We start from the raw sequence: 16,541 nt of genomic DNA, 5'->3' as shown, positions 1-16,541 counted from the left end.
CAAATTAATATTGACAGCATTATTTGTTAAACTTGACTCAAATCATCTTTCTTGGCTTTATTAGGACATTCACCCCAATCGCAATATGGTGTTCTAGCCCTCTTTATTTTGACACTCAAAAATCATTCCATATGTTACATTAGCTCGTTGCGACAGGCTTTTGTCTTCATTTATCGGAGAGACTTTTGCTATACACTGCCTAATGATGAAAAGGCTGACGAACAATTTTCGTCAGCCTAATCTTTGATATTCCAGATTTTCTCAAATTCGTTTTCCATAAATAATATATCGTTTCGGTGCATTGCCGATATATGAAAATGGATAACACGTAGTTAGAATGAGCTCCTCTTTTTTATGCTGCAGCGTAATAATGGAAGTATCATTTTTATCAACAATTTTCATGTTCTCAATCTTATACTGAAAACTCCCATATGGCAGCAGAATCTTTAATTGATCACCTTTTTTTAGTTCCCCTGTCCGGCGAAAGACGGTATCCCGATGTCCCGATAACACAATTTGTCCGTTTTCATTTGGATAATAACTTTCCTTGTAGTGCCCGACGCCCTTTTCCAAATCATCTACGTCTGTTCCCTCTACAATCGGAAGTTCTGCGTTTATTTTAGGAATCTCAAGAACACCGACAGCTTCCCCGACCTTGGGTTTAAAAGTGTCCTTCTCCTTGCTTTTTTTGGTTTCAGGATGCCCTGCTGCCAGCTTGGCTTCTTCTAAAGCTTCAGCTGTCTTTTGATTGGTATCCACCACTTTCCAGCCCCCATACCCTATGAAAATGAGTCCGGCAGCTATGATGAACAAAGGAAACGCTTTTTTTATGATTTGCATTTAGGCATTTCTTTTCCTTCTAAAATACCAGAGGGCAGATCCAATTAACAATAATCCAAAACCAACAAGAAGAATATTATAATGATTTGTCGCCGTATCTGGAAGCTCTTTTCCGGCATTGGTCTTTTCACCTGTTTTTTCTGGCGTTGATTTGCTTGACTTAGCAGGTTCATTTGGTTTCTCAGAACCTTTCGATACAACATTCATTTCTGCTTTTGGCTTATCAGGATTATCAATACCGCTGCCATTTACAGTTGCCACGTTTGTAATCGTTTTGCCTGCAAATCCCGACTCGATTTTTGCTTGGAATGTTACAGTCCGCCACTCAGTATCAGTGACATCGCCAAACTTTTACAGTATGATCATTTCCGTTCATCTGAACTTTGTGAGATTCATTTCCACTCACATACTCAATTTCAACTAATTTCCCCTTCAATGAAATCTTTTCACTTTTCATTTTGTAATGTTGTGCTAGTTCTTCGTAAGAAGGGGTTGTCTTAGAGTCCTCCTTAGCAGAAGCGTAACCTGCAGGTAAAAGTGAGCCTAAAGTCAATGATGCAGCCATAACACAAGTAATAACTCTTTTCTTTCTCAATTAAAATCCTCCTTGTGTTACACCTTAAGAATCTGAATTACTAAATACTTGCTTAATTTTATAAGCAAGTACAGCGAGGTATAAAATTGCAACAAACACTAAAACTCCAGTGCCATAATCAGTTTTTGCAACTAGAAAAAGACTTAACACACCGAAAATAATGTACATTACAATATCAAATATATTTTTCTTGTTGTTCATTTAAACTCCTCCGTTTAGCAATTGATTCCAGGTGCATATTTGATTGCAGCCCCAGTGTATTAAACACTTACAATTTTATCCAATTATAACTCTCTGGCAATATTACTTTAATCATATTGCAAAATAATTTTTTAAATTATTTTCAGCACACCTACTCTAACATGATCCTTTTTTGATTTACATAAAAAATCGAAAAATTGAGTCATTTTCCCTTGGAGAATGACTGTGTGTAAATCTTAAAAAGGACTATTCATTCATTTTGAGAATTAGAGATACATACGCCAATCATTTGATTTCCATTAAAATCCTTTTGGTGTTTGTTGATAATATAAAGAAGTAATGAAAATGTTCAAAAAGAAAACAGTTAGACCATATCTTTCGTTCATTACATACTCTCTAAACCTGTTCTATGTAGGATACCGTTTTTTGAATTATTTGGTTTGGCCAGGGGAATATCAAATATAATAAGTGGTTTTAAATAACTGGCGAGTATTGGTTAGCATGCGATCTTTCATAGTCGTTTTTCTGCATAAAAAAATAACACCAAAGATGGTTAAACCCTTGGTATTATAGGGGTGCGGCCGAGAGAACTTGAACCTTTAGGGGTTATTCACCCCACTGGGCCCTCAACATAGTAAAAATATATCAAGTTGCAAAAGCTTTTATTCGAAGCATCTGTTTATTTTATTTATACTTATCTTCATCATTTTTCATGAATTCTGGGCACAAATTGGGCACCTATTAGAGACCAAGGAGCTCTACATTTCATCAAAAAATATGTAGATTGCCCTGCTTTAATTAATTTTAAGCCCTCGCTCTATGCCCCCCTGCATCAATATTCGATGTAACTTTGAAATTAAGTTTATTAAAATCTATCACAAACCCTTATTTTCACACCACATCATTTGTTTCAGCTTCCCTCGCGAATACCGGATCAATGCTCAGCTTTAAGATAGTCAACCAATTTCTCCGCACTGTTCTTAACATCTTCTTTCGAAAGGTAAAGTGTCCCATATTGTGTAAACGCAGGGAGAAAACGCATTCCTATATAGTTAGCAGTGACTTGAAACGGTCTGATAAGCTCGCTGATCGTGATATTATATTCTCCGCCTGCTTGATAATCAGATTCCTGTGCACCTAAGGAGATAGCTAAGAGTAGTTCTTTTCCATGCAATTTAGTTCCCCCAGTTCCATAAGCCCAGCCATGTGTTAACACATCATCTTCCCATTGTTTTAGTAACGCGGGACTGCTGTACCAATTACATTGGGAACTGGAACACGATACGCTCATGATCTACCAGGAGCTGCTGCTCTTTTTCCACATCAATGATAAAATTAGGATATTCACCGTATAGGTCATGAACCGTAATGTCTTTCTCTTGCTTTAAACGATTCATCCAGGTTTTGTTGACAACAGACGTTTCCAAATTAGGGTGTACAACGATAACTAATGTTTTCATTTGACTGATTATCCTTTCTTCGCGATTAGTTATTGCTTTTACGATAATGAATTGATTCTCATTTAAAAATAGCAACTTTATTTACACCTATTTTATTCCTTTTCATGAATTCCGGGCAACTAATTGGGCACCAAAATCAATGATGACTTAAGACATTGTTTTGTTGAAATCCGATATAACAGAATAATCCCAGTATATTCCCCATCTTTTTGGCTTTTTATCTGAACGAGAAGGGAATCCATAATAAAACCCTTTTTCGATTGTATGCTTCTTAACTGTTTCATATCGCTTATCTATGTCAGAGTAATTAAAAAATGCTTTATTTTCCGAAGCGCTTGTTGTTGATTCTATATGGTTTAATTTTTTGATTTTTTCTGTCAGAAATATAATTTTTATCCTTTGAAAATCCGGTCAGCTAGATCAATAATAAACAAGCTGAAGCCATGTAATATGTGTTTTCATATTTTCACTCCTAGTACATGAATTTATTTAAAAATATAATGAACCTATTTCAAATTAAGATTAACTGAGAGCTTAATCTTTTTTCATAATGAAAAAAAGAACCTTTTTAGGCTCTTTTATTAGATATTATCCATTCTTTTTCTCACTTTTTTACTAAGCTTAAAGCCGAATCTATTTATATACTCTTCGTTTTTCACCATTATTTGATATGCCTCTATGATTGGCAAGGTACGAATCAAGATATAGACACCTACAGCTATCAAAACTACACAAACTGGATAGTAGGCAATTAAACCTGAGGCTATATGTTTTCTTTCAAGAAGAAAAGGAATTACGCCTGCTACAATAGAACAAACTCCAACGACCATGATAGCAGCATACCTTCTTTTAATATCTTTATATCTCGCTGTCAGCTCTTTATGATGATTTTGATCAAAAATCAGAGCCTCTTTCTTGAGTACCTTATATTTATCTTCTTCCGTAATCATTCCTGTCACAATAGCTCCAATGCCGAGTACTGCTATAATAATGATAAGGAGTGTATAAATAGCTGGTTCTTGTTTAAAAACCAAATAAGGGACAGTGGAAAAAATAAGCATGCTCAGTCCGAAAGATAAATACTTGAAAACTTTGCGTTGATGCAATAAAAAGCCGTCTGCCATTTCTCTGCTTACATAATATCCTTCTTTGTTATCGGGACGAGGTTCAGCAGAGTCTTTTAACAAATAATCAATTGATACTTCGAAAATGTTTCCAATCATTAGAAGCTTTTCTGTTTCAGGAAACCCTTGCCCATTTTCCCACTTACTAATCGCCTGCCTTGTCGTGTTTACTTTCTCTGCTAAAGCTTCCTGTGACAGACCTTTTTCTTTTCGCAACTTAAAAAGTTTTTCACCAAATGTCATAGTTAAGAACTCCTTTACTTTGATGACTACATTGTATGAAAACAGCGCTCTCCTTTCTATCTTCCAGCAAATGCACTTTGTCAACTTACGGTTGCAACCATGTTATACGGTGTGTTTTATACCTATTATGATCATGTTTTTGATAAGTGAAAGTTTTCATAATTAAACATCTAATTCCTTTTCCTTCTTAAGTATAGATAAACAATAAATTCTTTTCCACTTTTTATTCACCCTCTAAAACTTGTGATGTACATTTTTTTATTTCCACTCCTAATTATTTAATTCGTCCAAAAGTTACAAGGGATGAATTATTCTAACAAGTGGAGTAAAAAGAAGTAAAAACCTTAAAAATAAAAAAGATCACAAAAAAATACCAAAGATCTTCTACCCTTGGTATCATTGAGATGCGGCCGAGAGGACTTGAACCTCCACGGGTTATTCACCCACTAGGCCCTCAATAAAGTGAATCTTTGTTTTCTGTTATAAAACCTTTATATATCAGTGTTTATTTATATTGATTATAAAGTTTTATAATGATTTATTCATATTGAGGAGTAAAATTGGAGTAGCGGTCTTTTTAAAAAAATTACCTTATTATTGATGTTTACTTAGTAACAGCCCTGCTCGAAGTAATCAGTTAAGGTGAAAAATTAAGATTAAACACGAAAAAGCAGGCGCTATTTACCTGCTTTTTAAAAATTTTTATGCCATGAGAGTATTTTAGCTTTATCCTAAACTTAAAATTCTTTTTATTACATTAGGAATAACAAAAGACCGCTTGATTTCTTTATTTACTTGTATAATGTCTTTTTGTGTTTTCCCATTCTCTTCCCAAATAACTTCTACTGTATAATCATTATTCATATTTGGTGGATCTCCCATTATCGCTATTGCTATTTTTTTAGCATTCTTAGGTTCATCTGTTGCGTCACCTGATGCCTCAACAACACCATTTTCTTTAAACACAACCTCTTTTATTGAAAACTCAGAATCCCTTTTCCATGTAATATGAACCGCCCATAAGTCTTGCCTTGCAAGATCTATGTCTTTTTCAGGAGAATAGATAACACTCCATTTTCCATCTTTTGAGTGTCCCTTTAGAATTGACGGCTGATGGGTCGCAGTATAAAAGAACCAACTTAAAAAGACTAATAGAATAATAGAAAGAATAGTTACTAAAATAAACTTACTTTTTTTCATTTCAGACTCCAATCTCTATATGTAAATAAATATGAAGTTTATTTTACAATATATAGGAAGTTAATCTTTGAGCTTACTATAAACTCGTGTTCTTTTAATTTGAACTGGTATCTTTTCCGTTTATTTTTTGATTTGATTACATATCATAGATTTTCTTGTTTGTTTTAGAAAGGCTCTCAACATAGTAAATCTATAACATTGGTGATGAAAGTTTATTTTTATTACACTTTCTAACCCCACTTTACATCATTTCAATAGTTTGTATGAATAATGGTCAATAATTGAGCAAATCCCCCCCTTATTTCCTTCTTCATCAACTTTCATTATGTTCAAATGATTTTAGTGTTGTTAATTTTCCAGGTGTGAAAATGGAGTGAGTATTCATTATAGATAATATCCGATAATCCATCTCTAGTTTTTTTAGACAAAAAAGAACCAGTCACACAAAGTAACTAGTTCAATTTTTGTTAGGGTTAGAATTTGATAACTCTATATTTATAATACTTTGATTTCCAGTCTTTTTCTAAATGTGCATATAAGTGTGCACTTGAATGTGCAGAATATCTTGGATACCCTTTATAAACATCATAGATAACTGCAGTATGCTTCCATTTTTTAGACGACTTAGAGTACATCTGAATAACGTCACCTGTCTTCACATACTTTGAAACATCCTTAGGACTTGTTAAATTGTATACTTTATGTTTTTTTGTACCGGCCCAATATGTATAAAAATCTGAAACAACAGTCCATGAAGTTGAATATGTTCTTGCCGCACTTCTAGGCACTGATTGATTATACCAACCTTTTGTGGTTTTATGGTGACCACGATTAAAGCTGAACCCCGTAGTATTCATTGGCATTCCACCAGCTAAAACTACCTGTGATGCATAGTTTGTGCAATCTCCTCCACCGCTATTTTCTCCATAGTACCCATATTGACTCGTCTTCTTATTCCAATTGTTAACCATGTATTTTTTTGCAGCCGATCTACTGTAACTAGACCCCAATTGAGTTACAAAAAAGGAATTAGAATTAGTACTTGCCATATAGTCAATTGGAATCTGACCTGATTCTTCTTTAATTTCTTCAACTTTTGCTTCAGCTTGTTTGTCTTCTTTTATATTTTCTTGTTGTACTTGTTTAACAGTTTCATTTTCAACTTGTTTAGGAAGATCAAAGTTTTCAACCTCTACTTCACCATTCTCATCCTTTTTTTCTTCTTGGGCGGCGTACTTAGCCAATTCCTCTAAATAAGTATCTGAATAGACTTCCATTAAAGAAAAGTTATAACCTGATTTTGTTATCTCATCAGCTTTTTCATTAATACTTTGAAGAAAATTAATGTAATCCTGAGAATTAATGTTATAATTCAAATGTTGTGCTTTTAAATACTTTTGAACTTCGGTTTCCCCTTGCTTGACTGTTAAGTTCTCATTTTCAGCTTCAGCTGCATGAGCATTATTAAGGAAAGTGAAACTCAAAGCTGATGTTACTATAAGACTAAGTGCAATTTTTTTCATTTGTTTCTCCTTTTTTGAATTTATGGTACTATCATATAGTAATTACTTTTTGAGGAAAAATCAATACATTTTTTGGAGGTTATTTATGAAAAAGGAGTATAAAAGACCTATTTTATTTACAATTTCTGCTTTGGTGATTATTTTCCTAGTGTTTTTCTCATTAAAAACCTATAACCATTACAATCTCGAATATCCTAACTGGGAAGGTAAAAGTAAGGATCACAACTGGGAAGTAGTCTTTAAAAAGAATGAAGATGCTCCAAAAGAGTTTAGCGGGGAGATTCTTTGGATTGGCGATAAAGATAAAACTGATAAAACTTATATAGAATCAATAACAATAATGAAAGATAATAAAACACTTCTTGATTCTTCAGATTTTAACAGCGATATCCCTATGAAAGATTATTCAGGTGGTACCTCTAGCGATGGATCAGCTAAAGAAAAATCATTTTCATTTTTAGAGCGTTTAGAAGAATCTGATCTAAAAGGATCTAAGATAACGGTTCAAGTGAAATGGAAACAAGATAACCAATCATTCAATACTGAAAAGTTCGTTCTTTCAAAGAAAACTTTATTTAATCATTAATTCTTTGAGTTTATTCTAACCAGTTCTTTATCTGAACTGGTTTCTTTTTATGAAATTCTTCAGTTTAATCATTGCTCAGCAGTATACTATTTAATTAAAAGAATGATGCTAAGGAGAACAAAGAATGGAAAAGTTAATATTGGATTCTGTTAAAAACCTTGTTGGAGACAATACTTTGCTTGGTCTAACTATAACACTTATTTTTATATTCACTATTTGGCTAAGCCGACAAATCAAATCTGTTTATGAAAAAGATAAGGAACTTCGAAAGACAGAGAGAGAAAATTCACTAAAGATTATTTCAGAGATATTAAAACAGTATCATACTATTGGAAGAGAAAGTTTGACCGATGATGAATTTTTAAAATATGTACAAACTCAACTACCATTGCTTGATTTAAAAACCTATTTGATAATAAGAAACATCTTAGAAAAAAACCTCGATGAATCTAGTGGGTATAAATCAGAAAAGATAAAAAATGAAATTTTAAAGGCTATTAAGTTAATAAAGTTCAATGATAACATTATATATAGTGAGAGCATTATGGAAACTATAACTCGCTCACTATCTAATTTAAAAGATGTATTTATTCCTCCAATTATTTCAGCACTAGTTGTATTATACTTAGTTCTTGCATTTTCCCTAGGTTTTTCCCAACATCCATTCTGGAACATAACAAAATTAACAACTGGTTTATTTGGTCTATTCTTTTTAGTTGCATGTCTGGATGACATGATTGAGAGAAAGTGGGTTCTAGTAAATAAACGCTCTATTTTGAACTTGATATTTTTAATTTTTATACCTTTTATTCTGATTCTCTTAACGTCATTGGAACACCTTAAACTTTTAGTTGTTTTTTTTATTTACGGCATTATTGGAGTGATTTCCTTTCTAATAATCGGCATTCTGAGACAAAGACGATTGAATCGGCAAAGTTAGAGCCTCCTTATGGAATAAAGAGACAAGCCAGCAACAATATTTATTGTCTCTTTATTTTCCATCAGCTCTCAATAAAGTGAAACCTGTATTTCCCGTCACAAATCCTATATAGCGCCGAATTCTTTTTAATTAAGTGCATTTATTTGTAATTTCTAATTGGGAGTAAAAATGGAGCAGCAACCCGATTTAAACAATGGTTGGCTTTTATCTATTATCGTTGATAATTTCCACTAACTCCTCAACCGTGAAAGCTGGTTTTTTCTTATGCAACATAGCATGACAATTTGGACAAATTTAGAAAGGGATATTGGAAATGGAGAGCACAACAATTTGAAAAACAACAGCAAGAGGTGAATTTTATGGATTACTCAACAATACAAAAGTTTTTAGAAGAAAACAAAGAATTCTCTATTATCACTGGAGGAGTCAGCGAAAAAGAGATTCACGAGATAGAAGAAGAACTTGAAGTTTCTCTCCCCGAAAGTTATAAATGGTTTTTAAAAGAGTATGGTTCTGGTGGTGCATACGGAACAATGATCCTTGGTTATGACTCTGAAGGTGCTGAAGTTGTAGAGCAAACAAAAGAATACAGAACATTTTACGGTCTTATACCAGGTCTTGTTGTTATTGAGTATATAGATGAATTCTCTTATTGTCTTGATACAAACAGAATGGTGGATGGAGAGTGTCCAGTTATTCTTTGGGATAACAGTGAAGGATATGGTTATACTGCTGCATGTAATTTTCTTGAATTTTTTCTTCAGCGACTTGAAAAAGGTAAAGAGGACTTAGATGAAGATGAGGATTGGGAAGATTAATCTTTACAATTCTCAAAATAAAGGTGTTAGAAAACCATACCAAGATGCTTTGGTATGGTTTTCTAAGATAGACTCTCACCTTTTGAAATCTATATTTATTGCAATTCCTTTTTCATTCCCATCACCTACGTTTGTTATGAGTTTTAGATGATGATTAATTTGAATATGTTCTATAAAGACTTATACCTCTAAACCAAAAATAATAAAGATACTAGTATTTTTGGTATCTTCCTCTAAATAAAATCCCTCAACTTTGTAAGTCCCATTATGTTTAAAGGATCTAAGATTCAGTACCTCCTTTGATTCTTTCACATCTATGGTAATATTTAGTTATGAATTCTCTACATTGACAGTTTTGAAGCCAAGTCCTTGTTATCTGAAGCTGAAACGGAGCAAAAGATATAAAGATCGTATGAGGTAGGGAGAGTAGAACAATTCTATCCTGAAAAATAGGAGAGGTAAAATGTTTTATATTCAATCATTAATTCTTAGGCCAAATAAGAAGATAAACGATCTTTCAATCTTAAAAAATAATATTGACGATTACTTTGTTCCACTTAGCAATATAGAGGGACTAAAGAACATAAAACCACAGTTAGACTCTTACTATTTATCAGGGGCGATTATTTTAAAATATGGTGAAAAAGTTTTGCTTGATGTCACTATGTGGGACTTGGTTGACCAATTGTGGGCTTATTTTTTAAATCTAATTGAAGAAGCTAATGAAACAGGAGAAAGCGAAACTTATTTTCCAGATCAACCCCTTCTATTGAAAATGAAATCAATATCGAATGATATGTTGTTATTTCAGATTGGCCAACAACAAAAAGTGTTGCTACCGAAACTTGATTTTTTTGAATCACTCTTAAAGAATGCGAGAAGTTTCTTTGAAACTATGAATTTTGTTTTAGAAGAAAACTGTGATTATGAGTATGAACTTAATAAGATCGATGAATTGCAAACCAAAATCAAATGTATGTGAGGTTAAATGTGAATTACTCTAGGTGAAAAAATTCTTTGATGAGAATAAAAAATATTCAATTCTTACTGGAGGTGTCATAGATAAACAAATAGGTACCAAGAAGTTGTAACTCGTCCTCAAAAATTATTTCTTAGAGATAAGAGTTTTCATTACTTATTTTCAATTTTTAACATTGAACTTCCGAGAGGAGAAATCAAATGAATCCTTTATTGTTAGATGTGCCTTTACAATTGGAAACAGAAAGACTAATCCTTCGAGCACCACACCAAACAGGAGACGGAAAAATTGTAAACCAAGCGATTAGGGATTCCTTTAATGAATTAAAAGCGTGGTTGCCATTTGCTCAAGAACTTCCTACTGTTGAAGAAACAGAGATAAATTTAAGAAATGCTCATATAAATTTTTTAAAGAGGGAAAGTTTTCGTTTTCTTATTTTTGATAAAGCTAGCAATAACTTTATAGGAATAACTAGCCTTCAGAGGATTGACTGGACCATTCCTAAATGTGAAATTGGGTACTGGGTAAATACTAAATTTGGCGGGAATGGATATATGACAGAAGCAGTAAAAAAATTAGCTACCTTTGGGTTACATAATATTAAATTTAGAAGAATTGAAATAAGATGTGAATCAACAAACCTCAAAAGTCGTGCTATTCCAGAAAAACTTGGGTTTGTATTCGAAGGCACTTTAAGAAATGATGATTTATCCGCAGATGGAAGCAAGCTGACCGACACTTGTTTTTATTCCATAATAAAGTAAAATCGTACGCTTAAAATAACGGATGCGTTATTAAAACAAAAAGGACATAACATATTTTGTATGCTAATATACTATGCCTTTTTATCTTATTTAACTATATACTTTTGCGGACAAATCAGACCACCTACTTAAAGTAAGTGGTCAGTTTTAGTCACAAAATACGTTCTGTTCAAAAGACACAAAAAATACCAAGGTACTCTAAACCCTTGGTATCATTGATGCGGCCGAGAGGACTTGAACCTCCACGGGTTATTCACCCACTAGGCCCTCAACCTAGCGCGTCTGCCATTCCGCCACGACCGCGTGATCATTAAATTGTTTGTGCTGGTTTAGTAGGCTCTTAACCTAGTAAAACCCATTTGCGTGCACTTTGTAAATAAAGTGCGGGTGAAGGGACTCGAACCCCCACGTCGTAAGACACTAGATCCTAAGTCTAGCGCGTCTGCCAATTCCGCCACACCCGCAAAAAGATAAGTGGTGAGCCATGAAGGACTCGAACCTTCGACCCTCTGATTAAAAGTCAGATGCTCTACCAACTGAGCTAATGGCTCTTACTATTCGATTTCAAAAAATAAAAATGGCTGGGCTAGCTGGATTCGAACCAACGCATGACGGAGTCAAAGTCCGTTGCCTTACCGCTTGGCTATAGCCCAACGAAATGGAATGACCCGTACGGGATTCGAACCCGTGTTACCGCCGTGAAAGGGCGGTGTCTTAACCGCTTGACCAACGGGCCGATGGTTGAGAACTTATATCGAAATCTTATGGCGGAGAAGGAGGGATTTGAACCCTCGCGCCGCTTACGCGACCTACACCCTTAGCAGGGGCGCCTCTTCAGCCACTTGAGTACTTCTCCAATATGGCTCCACAGGCAGGATTCGAACCTGCGACCGATCGGTTAACAGCCGATAGCTCTACCACTGAGCTACTGTGGAATAATGAGACAAGACTTATTATATCAGCCTTGATTTTCAGTGTCAAGAGGTAAATGTTTTTATTTATCTCTCGTGACGACTTTTATAATGTAACATAGGCTTGCCATATTCGTCAACCTTTTTCACGAAAAAATTCTTTTTATTTTCCCGCGGCATTTTCCGCATCTGTATCTGTCAGGGTTCATAGCCCGCTTCTTTATATACTGTTGGCCGCAGGCCGTACAGATATACATATAAGTTTTTTTGTTTTCCGCTTTTTTCTTAAGGGGTGTACAGAACCTCGGCGCGTTGACTTGCTGCAAAAGCACTCTAAAATCTCTGTCTCTGTGCTTGTACCCTTTTCCTTCAAGGTGAAGATGATAATGGCAGAGCTCATGCTTGATGATGCCGATCAGTTCCTCCCTGCCGTGTTCAATCAAATATTTTCTGTTCAATTCAATGTTATGGGAGGTTAACAGGTACCTGCCGCCAGTGGTTTTAAGCCTGTCATTAAAAAGCGCCTGATGGCGGAACGGCTTTTTAAAGTACGTTTCAGAAATATCCTCTGTCAGCTTTTGAAGCTCTATATTATCCATAGTGCACCTCACTTAAAAAACATTGAACGGGACAATTCACCGTTCGCATACAATATGGTAATCACTGTCCCTCTTATGATAAAAGCTGAGGAGGAATGAGCCTATGCCAAATTGGCTTAAAAAGCAGATGCAAAAAGCGTTCCTTGAAAAAGATAATTACCAAATTAAACTGCTGAATCAATGCTGGTATTTCTATAGGAAAAAACACTGCTCGTAAGCAGTGCTTTTATTTTACCATAGACAGCGATACTCTGCCTTTTTGTACATCTACGCCGTCAACCCAAACTGTCACGATATCGCCGACAGAGACAACATCAAGAGGATGCTTGACGAATTGATTGCTGAGTTTTGAGATATGCACAAGCCCGTCTTGTTTGACTCCGATATCAACAAACGCTCCAAAGTCCACTACATTGCGCACGGTGCCCTGCAGTTCCATTCCCTCTTTCAAATCTTCCAGCTGAAGGACGTCTGTTTTCAGCAAAGGCTTTGGCACCTCGTCACGGGGATCGCGTTCTGGCCTTGTCAGCTGTTCACAAATATCTTTCAGAGTGATTTCGCCGATTCCCAGCTCTTTTGCCGTTTCAGAAAGTGCCAGCTGATTGATTTTGTCCTTCAATTCCGCCGTGCCGATATGTTCTGTTGAAAGCCCGAGTTTTTTCAATAGCTCTTTTGTTTCTTTATAGCTTTCCGGGTGGATGCCTGTTCTATCCAAAGGCTCTGTTCCTTCCTGCACTCTTAAGAAACCGATACATTGCTCGTAAGTTTTCGCACCGAGCCTTGGGATGTCCTTCAGTTCTTTTCGATTTGAAAACTTTCCGATTTCCTCACGTTTTTTGACAACGTTGCCTGCGACAGACTTCGATAATCCCGCTACATACTGAAGCAGCGCGGCAGATGCTGTGTTGACGTTTACTCCAACCTGGTTTACGACCGTTTCGACGACAAACCGCAGAGATTCATTTAAGCGCTTTTGGCTGACGTCATGCTGATACTGTCCGACACCCACAGACTTTGGATCGATCTTAACGAGCTCCGCGAGCGGGTCTTGAAGTCTTCGCGCAATAGATACGGCACTGCGCTCTTCAACCTTAAGGTCAGGGAATTCTTCTCGGGCAAGCTCAGAAGCCGAATAGACGCTTGCTCCAGCTTCATTGACAATTACATAATAAATTTTGCGCGGCATATCCTTTAGTACATTGACAATGAATTGTTCTGTTTCTCTGGATGCTGTGCCGTTTCCGATCGCCACCATCTCGACTTGATATTGCTCAAGAATCTTTTTCACTTTTTCATGGGCTTCTTTTGTTTTGTTGACTGGCGCATGCGGATAGATTACATCAATTTTCAAGACTTTTCCGGTCTCATCTGACACAGCGAGCTTACAGCCGGTTCGAAAGGCTGGGTCAACACCGAGCACAGTTTTGCCTTTCATTGGCGGCTGAAGCAGAAGCTTTCTCAAGTTTTCTGAGAAAATATGAATCGCCTGTTCATCGGCTTTTTCTGAGAGCTCTTTCCTGATTTCACGCTCGATTGCCGGCTGGATCAGTCTTTTATAGCTGTCCTCAATTGTCTCCTGTAAAATCTCTTTTACGGATGTTGAGCGGTTTTTGATGATTTGTTTTTCTAAATACGCTTTAATGTGATCCGCAGGCGGTTCGATCGATACCTTTAAAATGTCTTCTTTTTCGCCGCGGTTCATTGCCAGCACCCTGTGCGGAACGACCTTTGCGATTGGCTCTTCATATTCATAATACATTTCATACACATTTTTTTCGTCCGTGTCTGCCGACTTTCCGGCAACAGACTTAATGGTTCCTTTTTTGAAGGTTTCCTGGCGAATCCACTTTCTGAAAGACGGCTCGTCTGAGATTTGTTCCGCAATAATGTGCTTGGCGCCTTCAATCGCTTCTTCTCGTGTGAACACTTCTTTTTCTTCGCTGATGTACTGTTCTGCTGTTTTTGCCAGACGATCATCTTGGGGGAGTGTCAGGATATAGTCGGCAAGCGGCTCCAGGCCTTTGCTTTTAGCGACTGTCGCCTTTGTTTTGCGTTTTTGTTTATAAGGGCGGTAAAGGTCTTCCACTTCCTGAAGCTTCACCGATTGCTCGATTTTACGTTTTAGATCATCTGTCAGTTTATCCTGCTCTGCAATCAGCCTGATGACTTCTTCTTTTCGCTGATTCAGGTTTTGTATGTATTGCCAGCGTTCAGAAATCGTTTGAATCTGAACCTCATCCATTGAACCCGTCTGCTCTTTTCGATACCGGGCAATAAACGGGACTGTGTTGCCGTCCTCCAGCAGGCGGATGACACTTTCAACGTGTTTTTGTGACAAACCTATTTCTTTCGCAATTTGCTGTTTTAAAAGGGCTGACGTTTCCATATAACCAAAGCCTCCAATATTGTCGTTCTTTCTCTAGTGTATCAAAAACCGAAAAAAACACATAAAAAAAGACAGCTGGCGCTGCCCGTATCTTTACTCATGTTTCAATAGTTCCTGTAAGCCGCTCAGAAAATTCTCTTTTTTCATCGCAGCTGAAAAGAAAACTTGATCAATCTCCTCAACGATCGGCAGAGCCGCTGTTACTTTTTCTTCGCCTGTTTCTGTAATCGACAAAAGAACCTCTCTTTTATCCTGGGGATTTTTGCTTCTTTGGATAAATCCTTTTTTCTCAAGCGTCCGTACAACCTCCGAAACCATCATGATATTGGTCTGGCTGAAGCTTGCAAGTTTTTTTTGCGTGACGGTTTCTCCGTGAGCAATCATATACTTGCACGAGGTCAGCAGAACAAATTGAACGTGGGTCAGGTCAAACTCAGCCAATGCTTTTCCCACTTTCCGCTGCCAGCTTTGCGTGGCCTGCCATAATAAAAAGCCCGGGCTTGTGTTCGGACCGCTAAATTTAGAGTGCCATTCCACTTATGTTAACTCCCATCGCTTGTGCTATTGTCAAAAAATCATTTTTGCTGATTTCAAAATGTCCTCTCCGAAATAAAAAGCCAAGATGCTTGGTTTCCTGAACAAATTCAAGCTTTGATTTAATGTCGTAAAAACCGATTTTATGGCATGGATAATAGTCTATATCTAATCGGTATGGAATAAAATTCGGAGCCATTTGATACGGATAGATATTTCCGCTTTTCACTTTGCCGATCGCAGTAAAGCTTCGCAGCAGTTTGCCATCTGGATATGCGTCTCTCGGAGAATAATAAATCAGCCAATCTCCCTCTTTCATTTTGGCGAGCGGGGCTTTTTTTCCATGGCACAGCTGTGCAAAACCGCCGGCAGCACCTTTTAATACATGCTGCTCTGACACAACGCCGATCCAATAATTTGTGTTCATTTTATCACTCCTCCGCATAGGTGAACAAGCCTGCTGACAGCCGCCGGGATGTCTTTAGACAGTTCAGTACCAATGATTTCTCCACATTTTTTTGCTTCAGCACCTTCTAATACAATTCCATGTGTGATACGCAAACCTTCTTTTTGCTTTTGAAGCACGTGAGAAAATTCCATTTTTACATTGTTATGCGGCATGTTGGCCATGATAGAAAATGACCGATGTTTCTCCACATGCTCAAACCAAAAAGGAACTGTTTTTCCTTGCAGAAGCAATGTTCCTTCCGTTCCCTTTTGAAATGGTCCTTTCAAAGAAGCTGATGCAAGACCCGCATCCCATTGATCCCATGTTTCTGTTTCCTGATAACGGCTCCAGATTTTTTCTATATTCGCATCAGCTATCGCATTGTATTCA

The 16,541-nt window shown here is 36.4% G+C and carries 16 protein-coding genes, 7 tRNA genes and 4 pseudogenes; 6 read left to right on the top strand and 21 right to left on the bottom strand.

Going from position 1 to position 16,541, the window contains the following annotated elements:
• Positions 1–261: 261 nt before the first annotated feature.
• The 9 genes and pseudogenes from CDO84_RS01805 to CDO84_RS01765 all read right to left on the bottom strand — a co-directional run bounded on the left by CDO84_RS01805 (position 262) and on the right by CDO84_RS01765 (position 7,186).
• The gene (locus CDO84_RS01805) at positions 262–831 is read right to left on the bottom strand and encodes a class D sortase (RefSeq protein WP_082033073.1); all 570 of its coding nucleotides are present in this window, start codon (positions 829–831) and stop codon (positions 262–264) included.
• A 9-nt stretch (positions 832–840) separates the two neighbouring features.
• Positions 841–1,101 (bottom strand): LPXTG cell wall anchor domain-containing protein, encoded by a 261-nt coding sequence (locus CDO84_RS01800; RefSeq protein ID WP_040084092.1) that lies wholly within the window; start codon positions 1,099–1,101, stop codon positions 841–843.
• Positions 1,102–1,186: 85 nt separating this feature from the next.
• Positions 1,187–1,435, bottom strand: a pseudogene (locus CDO84_RS01795) (hypothetical protein); the annotation flags it as partial.
• Positions 1,436–1,459: 24 nt separating this feature from the next.
• Complete coding sequence (locus tag CDO84_RS01790) at positions 1,460–1,636, bottom strand: hypothetical protein (protein WP_040084093.1); 177 nt, start codon at positions 1,634–1,636, stop codon at positions 1,460–1,462.
• Positions 1,637–2,570: 934 nt separating this feature from the next.
• Positions 2,571–3,096 (bottom strand): annotated as a pseudogene (locus CDO84_RS01785) (NAD(P)H-dependent oxidoreductase).
• A 213-nt stretch (positions 3,097–3,309) separates the two neighbouring features.
• A pseudogene (locus CDO84_RS01780) lies at positions 3,310–3,558 on the bottom strand (hypothetical protein); the annotation flags it as partial.
• Between the two features lie 119 nt (positions 3,559–3,677).
• Positions 3,678–4,463: a helix-turn-helix domain-containing protein gene (locus CDO84_RS01775; protein WP_040084094.1), complete on the bottom strand. Its 786-nt coding sequence runs from the start codon at positions 4,461–4,463 to the stop codon at positions 3,678–3,680.
• 726 nt (positions 4,464–5,189) lie between these two features.
• Entirely contained in the window at positions 5,190–5,663 is a 474-nt protein-coding gene (locus CDO84_RS01770) for a hypothetical protein (protein WP_040084095.1), read from the bottom strand.
• 473 nt (positions 5,664–6,136) lie between these two features.
• Complete coding sequence (locus tag CDO84_RS01765; protein ID WP_040084097.1) at positions 6,137–7,186, bottom strand: amidase domain-containing protein; 1,050 nt, start codon at positions 7,184–7,186, stop codon at positions 6,137–6,139.
• An 85-nt stretch (positions 7,187–7,271) separates the two neighbouring features.
• Here CDO84_RS01765 and CDO84_RS01760 point away from each other — a divergent pair, with 85 nt between their 5' ends.
• From CDO84_RS01760 to CDO84_RS01735, 5 genes are all read left to right on the top strand, one after another.
• Complete coding sequence (locus CDO84_RS01760; protein WP_040084099.1) at positions 7,272–7,772, top strand: DUF4944 domain-containing protein; 501 nt, start codon at positions 7,272–7,274, stop codon at positions 7,770–7,772.
• 124 nt (positions 7,773–7,896) lie between these two features.
• Complete coding sequence (locus CDO84_RS01755) at positions 7,897–8,712, top strand: hypothetical protein (RefSeq protein WP_040084100.1); 816 nt, start codon at positions 7,897–7,899, stop codon at positions 8,710–8,712.
• A gap of 359 nt (positions 8,713–9,071) precedes the next feature.
• Positions 9,072–9,530: an SMI1/KNR4 family protein gene (locus CDO84_RS01745; protein ID WP_014662893.1), complete on the top strand. Its 459-nt coding sequence runs from the start codon at positions 9,072–9,074 to the stop codon at positions 9,528–9,530.
• A 463-nt stretch (positions 9,531–9,993) separates the two neighbouring features.
• The gene (locus CDO84_RS01740) at positions 9,994–10,512 is read left to right on the top strand and encodes a hypothetical protein (protein WP_014662892.1); all 519 of its coding nucleotides are present in this window, start codon (positions 9,994–9,996) and stop codon (positions 10,510–10,512) included.
• 197 nt (positions 10,513–10,709) lie between these two features.
• On the top strand, positions 10,710–11,273 hold the full coding sequence (locus CDO84_RS01735; RefSeq protein WP_040084102.1) for a GNAT family N-acetyltransferase: 564 nt from the start codon (positions 10,710–10,712) through the stop codon (positions 11,271–11,273).
• A 219-nt stretch (positions 11,274–11,492) separates the two neighbouring features.
• Here the strand turns inward: CDO84_RS01735 and CDO84_RS01730 are convergent.
• The 8 genes from CDO84_RS01730 to CDO84_RS01695 form a co-directional block, all read right to left on the bottom strand.
• Positions 11,493–11,576, bottom strand: a tRNA-Leu gene (locus tag CDO84_RS01730).
• A 79-nt stretch (positions 11,577–11,655) separates the two neighbouring features.
• Positions 11,656–11,737, bottom strand: a tRNA-Leu gene (locus CDO84_RS01725).
• Positions 11,738–11,748: 11 nt separating this feature from the next.
• Positions 11,749–11,824 (bottom strand) — tRNA-Lys (locus CDO84_RS01720).
• A 27-nt stretch (positions 11,825–11,851) separates the two neighbouring features.
• Positions 11,852–11,926: transfer RNA gene (locus CDO84_RS01715), tRNA-Gln, on the bottom strand.
• 11 nt (positions 11,927–11,937) lie between these two features.
• Positions 11,938–12,009: transfer RNA gene (locus tag CDO84_RS01710), tRNA-Glu, on the bottom strand.
• Between the two features lie 29 nt (positions 12,010–12,038).
• A tRNA-Ser gene (locus CDO84_RS01705) sits at positions 12,039–12,129 on the bottom strand.
• 4 nt (positions 12,130–12,133) lie between these two features.
• Positions 12,134–12,208, bottom strand: a tRNA-Asn gene (locus tag CDO84_RS01700).
• Between the two features lie 122 nt (positions 12,209–12,330).
• Positions 12,331–12,783, bottom strand: a complete 453-nt coding sequence (locus CDO84_RS01695; protein ID WP_040084104.1) for a SprT family protein — start codon at positions 12,781–12,783, stop codon at positions 12,331–12,333.
• A 103-nt stretch (positions 12,784–12,886) separates the two neighbouring features.
• On the opposite strand from CDO84_RS01695, the gene cmpA reads away from it, so the two are divergent.
• A complete protein-coding gene (gene cmpA, locus CDO84_RS01690) occupies positions 12,887–13,000 on the top strand; it encodes a cortex morphogenetic protein CmpA (protein WP_003225207.1) in 114 nt (37 codons plus the stop codon).
• A 9-nt stretch (positions 13,001–13,009) separates the two neighbouring features.
• On the opposite strand, the gene CDO84_RS01685 is transcribed toward cmpA, so the two are convergent.
• From CDO84_RS01685 to CDO84_RS21625, 4 genes and pseudogenes are all read right to left on the bottom strand, one after another.
• Entirely contained in the window at positions 13,010–15,169 is a 2,160-nt protein-coding gene (locus tag CDO84_RS01685; RefSeq protein WP_040084106.1) for a Tex family protein, read from the bottom strand.
• Between the two features lie 93 nt (positions 15,170–15,262).
• Entirely contained in the window at positions 15,263–15,706 is a 444-nt protein-coding gene (locus tag CDO84_RS01680) for a MarR family winged helix-turn-helix transcriptional regulator (RefSeq protein ID WP_040084109.1), read from the bottom strand.
• Positions 15,690–16,130, bottom strand: a complete 441-nt coding sequence (locus CDO84_RS01675; RefSeq protein ID WP_040084111.1) for an EVE domain-containing protein — start codon at positions 16,128–16,130, stop codon at positions 15,690–15,692. Before CDO84_RS01675 ends, CDO84_RS01680 begins: the two co-directional genes overlap by 17 nt.
• Positions 16,127–16,362, bottom strand: a pseudogene (locus CDO84_RS21625) (hypothetical protein). Before CDO84_RS21625 ends, CDO84_RS01675 begins: the two are co-directional and overlap by 4 nt.
• Positions 16,363–16,541: the final 179 nt, after the last annotated feature.

The sequence above is a fragment of the Bacillus sp. MD-5 genome, assembly GCF_002201875.1.
In the GTDB taxonomy this organism is placed as follows: domain Bacteria; phylum Bacillota; class Bacilli; order Bacillales; family Bacillaceae; genus Bacillus; species Bacillus stercoris.
The sequence above is the reverse complement of the archived record's forward strand: the minus strand, read 5'-3'. Positions and strand labels throughout refer to the sequence as shown.

What these genes read in the sequence shown, in the direction of transcription:
- CDO84_RS01740 (WP_014662892.1), top strand. Translation starts at nt 9,994, where the DNA reads ATGTTTTATATTCAATCATTAATTCTTAGGCCAAATAAGAAGATAAAC.
- CDO84_RS01790 (WP_040084093.1), bottom strand. Translation starts at nt 1,636, where the DNA reads ATGAACAACAAGAAAAATATATTTGATATTGTAATGTACATTATTTTC.
- cmpA (WP_003225207.1), top strand. Translation starts at nt 12,887, where the DNA reads ATGCCAAATTGGCTTAAAAAGCAGATGCAAAAAGCGTTCCTTGAAAAA.
- CDO84_RS01760 (WP_040084099.1), top strand. Translation starts at nt 7,272, where the DNA reads ATGAAAAAGGAGTATAAAAGACCTATTTTATTTACAATTTCTGCTTTG.
- CDO84_RS01675 (WP_040084111.1), bottom strand. Translation starts at nt 16,130, where the DNA reads ATGAACACAAATTATTGGATCGGCGTTGTGTCAGAGCAGCATGTATTA.
- CDO84_RS01745 (WP_014662893.1), top strand. Translation starts at nt 9,072, where the DNA reads ATGGATTACTCAACAATACAAAAGTTTTTAGAAGAAAACAAAGAATTC.
- CDO84_RS01685 (WP_040084106.1), bottom strand. Translation starts at nt 15,169, where the DNA reads ATGGAAACGTCAGCCCTTTTAAAACAGCAAATTGCGAAAGAAATAGGT.
- CDO84_RS01755 (WP_040084100.1), top strand. Translation starts at nt 7,897, where the DNA reads ATGGAAAAGTTAATATTGGATTCTGTTAAAAACCTTGTTGGAGACAAT.
- CDO84_RS01735 (WP_040084102.1), top strand. Translation starts at nt 10,710, where the DNA reads ATGAATCCTTTATTGTTAGATGTGCCTTTACAATTGGAAACAGAAAGA.
- CDO84_RS01770 (WP_040084095.1), bottom strand. Translation starts at nt 5,663, where the DNA reads ATGAAAAAAAGTAAGTTTATTTTAGTAACTATTCTTTCTATTATTCTA.
- CDO84_RS01695 (WP_040084104.1), bottom strand. Translation starts at nt 12,783, where the DNA reads ATGGATAATATAGAGCTTCAAAAGCTGACAGAGGATATTTCTGAAACG.
- CDO84_RS01775 (WP_040084094.1), bottom strand. Translation starts at nt 4,463, where the DNA reads ATGACATTTGGTGAAAAACTTTTTAAGTTGCGAAAAGAAAAAGGTCTG.
- CDO84_RS01765 (WP_040084097.1), bottom strand. Translation starts at nt 7,186, where the DNA reads ATGAAAAAAATTGCACTTAGTCTTATAGTAACATCAGCTTTGAGTTTC.